Raw genomic sequence first — 400 nt, 5'->3', positions numbered from 1 at the left:
AATCGGTCCTTCCAATTTAAATTGAATCATTGCAATGGCTTGATGAATTTTTGTAATCTGTAAAATTTCTGACTCTGATGGATTTTTCTCAGGATGTTTTTTCGGACGAAATGCCTCATTATCATCGTAATACTTTTCGGCTAGCGTTAATAATGGACGCAAGTTAATACCGTAAGCATCTTCAATAATGTCGAGATTGTCGTAACGTGCACAAATGCGGAGTAAGTTCGCGAGGCACACCTTTGAACCAGAGTAGGCACCCATCCATAAAACATCATGGTTCCCCCATTGAATATCGACAGAATGGTAATCAATGAGTGTATCCATAATTTTGTCTGGGTGAGGACCACGGTCGTAAATATCACCAACGACGTGGAGATGATCTACAACTAATCTTTGT

The 400-nt window shown here is 39.5% G+C and carries 1 protein-coding gene; it reads right to left on the bottom strand.

Annotated elements, in window-relative coordinates:
- A partial coding sequence (locus I6F20_RS38655) for a fructose-bisphosphatase class III (RefSeq protein WP_225131620.1) occupies positions 1–400 on the bottom strand: 400 nt, incomplete at both ends.

Source organism: Bradyrhizobium sp. IC3123 (assembly GCF_020193625.1).
GTDB classification, from domain to species: Bacteria; Pseudomonadota; Alphaproteobacteria; order Rhizobiales; family Xanthobacteraceae; genus Bradyrhizobium; species Bradyrhizobium yuanmingense.
Note: the sequence above shows the minus strand (reverse complement) of the source record. Positions and strands in the feature narration are given on the sequence as shown.